We start from the raw sequence: 5,588 nt of genomic DNA, 5'->3' as shown, positions 1-5,588 counted from the left end.
GAACGGTCATCTGTGCTGAACTCATGGGCTAGGCATATCCCATGCGGGTTCCAGAGAAACACCGGGTCGCATGGGATTTAGAAACTACTCCTTTGCCCGAGGCTTGGCAACCGTCTTTCCGCGCTTTTGCCGGGGGCCGACAGAAATTATAAGTAATTGTTATTCCTCAAGAATAACGTCAACCCGGCGATTCTTGGCTCGCCCCGCCGCGGAGTCATTCGAGGCTACAGGCCGCTCCGCGCCTACGCCTACGGCCGTCATTCGGGCGGCATCCACGCCCATCGCGACGAGGGTCTCTCGGACCGCTTCGGCGCGTTTCTGGGACAGAATCAGGTTGGCATTGGCACTTCCGGTCGAATCGGTATGCCCCTCGATCAGGATCTTCTTGGCGGGGTCGGCAGCGACGAATTCGGCCAGTTTGTCGAGCGATTCACGGGCTTCTGGTCGCAAACTTGACTGCCCGGAGGCAAACGCCACGTCATCCAGGGTCATTTGCATGCCCCGAGAGCCCTGAGTGGCACGCAGGTTGCTCAGGCGGACCCTGAGCGCGTCCGCGGCAGCGCCAGCCAGTTCGGCCTCCTTGCGTGCCAGGGCGGTCTCCTGGGCCTGCGCATCGGCCAATCGCCGGGCCTGCGCAGCCTCTTCGCGAGCGTCGGCGGTGGCCTGCTCGCCCATCATCAGGGCCTGCTCGGCATTCAGGGCCTCACGCTGGGCCTCTTCCGCTCGGATCTGTGCCAGCAAACGCTGCTGGTCGAGCTCACGCCGCGCCTGCTCGGCCTCATTGCGTGCAGCAGCCAGCTGCAGGCGGCCATGTTCGCGCTGCAGGGCTTCCTGTTCATTCTCCAGCCCCGTCACCTGGGCGGCAGCCCAGGCAATATCGACGCGACGTTCGGCCATGTACAGCAGGTGAGGACGCTTCTTGCCCCGGCCATCCTTCTGCAGCATTTCGAGCGCGGTTTGCGCCCTGGCGATCTCGCTGGCCGCATAGGTGCCGAGTTTGGGGTCGGATTTCAGTTGGGCAAGGCTGCGCGAAAGGCGCTCGACATCGACATCACTCCTGGCGGCTTCACTATGGCCGGATACGAGTAGCGCAGCGAAAACCAGCGCTGCGGCGAGGATAAGGCGGATCATGGCGATTCTCCGTAGCTGCCTTCGCTGCTGCTGAGGACACGCTCGATCTCTGCATTTTCCTGCTTGAGGTCATCAACAGACTCACGCAGCTTGCCGAGCTTGGCCTTGGTCATGGCCAGTTCGCTATTGACCGAAGATTCCTCAGCCAGAGCGCTGGCCTCTTTGAAATCGCCATCCTGGCTGGCAAGCCTGGCCTGGCGGAGCTTGTCTTCCGCAAATCGCAGCTCCAGCGGCGCGTAGGTCTGGGCATCGGCGCTGCGCGCACTGGCCAAACGCTGCGGGGCATTGCCGAGCACATCCGGCGGCGGACGCGTCGGGCCGCAGGCTGCCAACAACAGGGCCAGGGAAACGACGATTGGAGCATGGATTTTCATACCGCTTGGTGTCATAACTGTTCTCTGCGCGCGGAGCATTTCCCTATTGTGGGAAGGCTCGCCCGCAATCGCAACGATCTTGATTGGATTGGAATCACGTTTCAGGGGAATTGATCAGATGGATATCGGGTATTTTCTCAAGCTGATGACCGAGAAAGGCGCGTCGGACATGTTCCTGACGACAGGCGCCCCGGTGAACATCAAGGTCGAAGGCAAGCTGTATCCGCTCGGCAATACCGGCCTGCCCGGCGGCATGGTCAAGAAAATCGCCTACTCCTTGATGGACGAGGGCCAGGTTCCGCAGTTCGAGAAGAATCTCGAGCTGAACATGGCCATTGCAGTGAAGGATGCGGGCCGCTTCCGCATCAACGTATTCAAGCAGCGCGGCGAAGTCGGCATGGTCATCCGTGCGATCAAGAGCGAGATCCCGACCATCGAACAACTGCGACTGCCGCAGTTGTTCAAGGACCTGATCCTGGAGCCACGCGGGCTCATTCTCGTTGTCGGCGCCACCGGCTCGGGCAAGTCGACGACCCTGGCCGCGATGATCGACCAGCGCAACTCGAGTACATCAGGGCATATCCTCACCGTCGAGGATCCCATCGAGTACCTGTATCGGCACAAGAAATCCGTGGTCAACCAGCGCGAGGTCGGGCTCGACACACATAGCTACCATGAGGCCTTGAAGAACGCGATGCGCGAGGCGCCGGATGTCATCCTGATCGGCGAAATCCGCGACGCCGAAACCATGGAGGCGGCCATTTCATTCTCCGAAACCGGCCATCTGTGCCTGGCGACCCTGCATTCCAACAATGCCGACCAGACCCTGGAGCGCATCCTCAACTTCTTCCCCGAGTCTGCGCACCGCAACATTCTGATGAACCTTGCCCTGAACCTGCGCGCGGTCATTTCGCAGCGCCTGGTCATGGGCAAGGATGGCCGACGCCTGCCTGCGGTCGAGGTGCTGCTCAATACGCCATTGATTCGCGACATGATTCGCCGCGGCCAGATCCATGAAATGAAGGAAGCCATGGACCGCAGCCTGCAGGAGGGCATGCAGACCTTCGATCGGGCGCTCTATACGCTCTACAAGGAAGGGCTCATCGAACTCGAGGAAGCCCTGAACAAGGCCGATTCGCGCGACGGCCTGGCCCTCAAGATCCGTCTGGCCGAAGGCGGCGAAACACCGATGGATGAAGGCTTCGAAGACGCGCATTTCTGAGTAGCGTCGGTCCCGGCGGTTCGCAAGCCCTTAGTCTTGCGCTGTCGGAAACGAAGCGGCTCGACACATGAGGCAATCTGCCCCGCCCGGAATCAAGCCTGCGGTATGAGGCCGGCTTTCGGGAGTGCGATACTGCAGGCCCGAGGACAGCCGAGGCCAGACATCCGATGATCCAGCATCTTCGCAATGTGCTCGAACCCGCCGAGCTTGCCAGTTTGCGCGCCATTGCAGGGCGAGCGCAGTTTGTCGATGGGCGCATTTCCAATCAGCACAATCCGCTGAAGAACAACATGCAGATCGCGCAATCCGATCCGGACGCTATCGAGCCCGGAAAAATCCTGCGCGATGCCCTGTTTCGTCATCCGGACATGTACGTTTCGGCATTCCCGAAAAACATGGCCAATCCGACCATTTCCCGTTACGAGCCAGGCATGAAGTACGGCTGGCACATGGACGAAGCGCTTTTTCCATCACAGCCCCCGATGCGCTCGGATGTCTCCTGCACCGTATTCCTGTCCGATCCGGACGATTACGACGGCGGCGAACTGATGATCGCCCAGGGTCAGCACGTGCTGCCGGTCAAACTGGCTGCTGGCGACGCGGTGCTATACCCGTCAACCACGATCCATCAGGTTGCTGCGGTGACCCGGGGCGTTCGCCTCGTCGGCATCACCTGGCTGCAGAGCTACATTCCGAACGCGCAACATCGCGAATTGCTGCAACAGCTCGAAGAGGCTCGCACTATCGAAACCTCGCGAGGAGAGCAGGCCGAACTTCGCATGCTGTTGATGCTTGGCTCGCTGCGCAACAACCTGTTCCGGATGTGGTCGGACGCCTAGGTCAACAGCAACGACGGCGACAGATTTTCCATGATTTCGGAACCCGCTTGAGTCACGGCATTCTTTTCGCGTGCCCGCAGAAACACATCGCTCCCTGCAGGGCAGTTGCGGGGCATCGCTGAGGGTAGCTTGATCATGGCGCATGCGGCCTGGGTTGATCGTCGGAGCAGCGCGCCACCCCTCATTCCAGTCTTGATTGCGCTTCGCAATAAGCTTGCTCAGTGCATCAGTGCATCAGTGCATCAGTGCATTTTGATGCGCCTACTGAAAGATTGATTTGAGCTGGGGATGGCTCGTTGCCAGACGCTCCGCAAAGCGCATGCCTGTGGCAATTTCATTGGCAAACTTTCGTCGTGACAGATCCAGATCGTGGACGCGATCGGCCGGTGAGTAGGCATGAGCGGGACTCTTCGCATAGGCACGCATTTCCGGCCATTGCATGACTGGAACGCCGTCGGCATTGCCTGCGCCTAGCCCAAGATGCATGCGAACCGATTCAAGTAGTTGATCCGGATGCGTCAGCCATTGCTCGAAGTCGAGCAACATTACCCTGCCCTTTCCTGCGTCGGCAGCTTGCGCTTGATGGAATCGCGCCAGTTCGGAAATCCAGCCCATGGCAACCATTTCGGCAGGTTCAAGCTCATGCAACCTGGGCGACTCTTCGCCAATGAGGTGATGCAGAAACTGGAGCCGCGCCGGTGCACTTTGCAGGGCGTCGAGCCCTCCCCCCTGGCCCTTCATCATCGTGGCCAGATAGCTTTCCAGCGGCATGTGCAGAAGAACCACACGGGTCGCGGGATCGTGCTCGAGGACGCTATTGATCAGGTTGTTGCAGTTGCTCGTGGCCTTGATCAAGGCACGTTGGCCTGGCGCAAAGATGCGCCCCAGTACACTTATCGAGGCGGCAAACAACGCGCTCCACTCTTCGCCGGAAACCCGTGAGAGTGGCGACTCCAGCTCCCGGTGCGCGGCTGCCAGTTCACGTAGTGCCAGTGGCTCGCGCAATCCCAGCACACCGGGGTACTTGTCCAGCAGGCGGCTGATCAGCGTCGAACCACAGTGGCCGATATGGAAGATATAGTGCGGTGCCGGAGATGGAGTCGGCATGGCCGCTGCAACGGCCTTCAACGTCTCCAGTGCTACCCAGAATCCCTCGCGCCCCTGCAAGCCAAGCCGCTCGTCCAGAAACGATGCCGCACGAAGATCAGCCTCGTTTAGTCGAATGAATAGCGCGCGCCGCTGGATCGTATCGAGCTGTTGCAGGAATGCACCAGAGTCGCGAGCAATGCCTTCAATGACCGCCGGATCAACTGGCGCGGTCATCGTATTCGCCCTGCATGGAGAATGGGTTCATTGCGCGAGCGGCAAGTTGCCGGGGTCGACGCTGGGATTTTTCTCGAACAGCAAGTAGGTCGAAACGATGTATTTCGCATTGGATATGGGCGGCATGCCAGCATGTTGGTACATCCAGTAAGGCGGAAACAGCAGTAGTCGCCCCTTGCGTGCCTGCACGGCCATGTTCAGATCCATGAAGCGCGTTTCGCCGCCCTGCTCGACATCATTCAGGTACCAGAGAAAGACCATGTAGCGATTGCAGCGATCGTAGATCGAGTCGAAATGAGGTTGGAACTGCTCAACCTGATCTGCCGCGTAGCGCTTGATAATGAGGTCTGCAGACAGGTGCGACGGTGGCACCGGCAAGCTGACTCCGATTTCCGCGTTATAGAGCTCCAGGTACTTGTCGATAAGGCTGATGAAATAACCCTTCATGGCCGGATCAGCGAAATTCGTCAGATTGAGCTCTGTCCACTTGCTGCCATCAAGACCATTGCGCACGCCGCTTCCATTGATGATCTGGGCGTCACGCATCTGCTCGAAGCCTGCGACCAGTCCGTCGCAGAGCTCTGCGGGCAGAACGTTGTCATACCAACGCACGTAGTGACGCAGATCGACCATTGGCTGGTTTGCATCGACGACTGATTCAGATGTCATAACCCCAGTGCTCCATGATCGGAGCCAGTG

Annotated in this window: 6 protein-coding genes; 2 read left to right on the top strand and 4 right to left on the bottom strand. The window is 59.5% G+C overall.

The genetic code is table 11. From position 1 onward, the window contains the following. Positions 1-159: 159 nt before the first annotated feature. Both WBP53_RS05480 and WBP53_RS05475 read right to left on the bottom strand, forming a co-directional pair. A complete protein-coding gene (locus WBP53_RS05480) occupies positions 160-1,131 on the bottom strand; it encodes an OmpA family protein (protein ID WP_423926730.1) in 972 nt (323 codons plus the stop codon). Next, positions 1,128-1,520, bottom strand: coding sequence for a DUF4398 domain-containing protein (locus WBP53_RS05475; protein ID WP_423926729.1), 393 nt, complete (start codon positions 1,518-1,520; stop codon positions 1,128-1,130). Before WBP53_RS05475 ends, WBP53_RS05480 begins: the two co-directional genes overlap by 4 nt. A gap of 103 nt (positions 1,521-1,623) precedes the next feature. Here WBP53_RS05475 and WBP53_RS05470 point away from each other — a divergent pair, with 103 nt between their 5' ends. After that, the gene (locus tag WBP53_RS05470) at positions 1,624-2,727 is read left to right on the top strand and encodes a PilT/PilU family type 4a pilus ATPase (protein ID WP_423926727.1); all 1,104 of its coding nucleotides are present in this window, start codon (positions 1,624-1,626) and stop codon (positions 2,725-2,727) included. A gap of 167 nt (positions 2,728-2,894) precedes the next feature. Then, entirely contained in the window at positions 2,895-3,566 is a 672-nt protein-coding gene (locus tag WBP53_RS05465; protein WP_423926725.1) for a Fe2+-dependent dioxygenase, read from the top strand. Between the two features lie 261 nt (positions 3,567-3,827). Here the strand turns inward: WBP53_RS05465 and WBP53_RS05460 are convergent, their stop codons facing one another. Together WBP53_RS05460 and WBP53_RS05455 are read right to left on the bottom strand one after the other, a co-directional pair. Then, on the bottom strand, positions 3,828-4,889 hold the full coding sequence (locus WBP53_RS05460; protein WP_423926723.1) for a hypothetical protein: 1,062 nt from the start codon (positions 4,887-4,889) through the stop codon (positions 3,828-3,830). Between the two features lie 27 nt (positions 4,890-4,916). Beyond that, a complete protein-coding gene (locus WBP53_RS05455; RefSeq protein WP_423926721.1) occupies positions 4,917-5,558 on the bottom strand; it encodes a 2OG-Fe(II) oxygenase in 642 nt (213 codons plus the stop codon). Positions 5,559-5,588: the final 30 nt, after the last annotated feature.

Source organism: Dokdonella sp., from assembly GCF_049593775.1.
Taxonomy (GTDB): Bacteria; Pseudomonadota; Gammaproteobacteria; order Xanthomonadales; family Rhodanobacteraceae; genus Dokdonella.
This window is presented reverse-complemented; position numbering and strand designations above follow the sequence as displayed.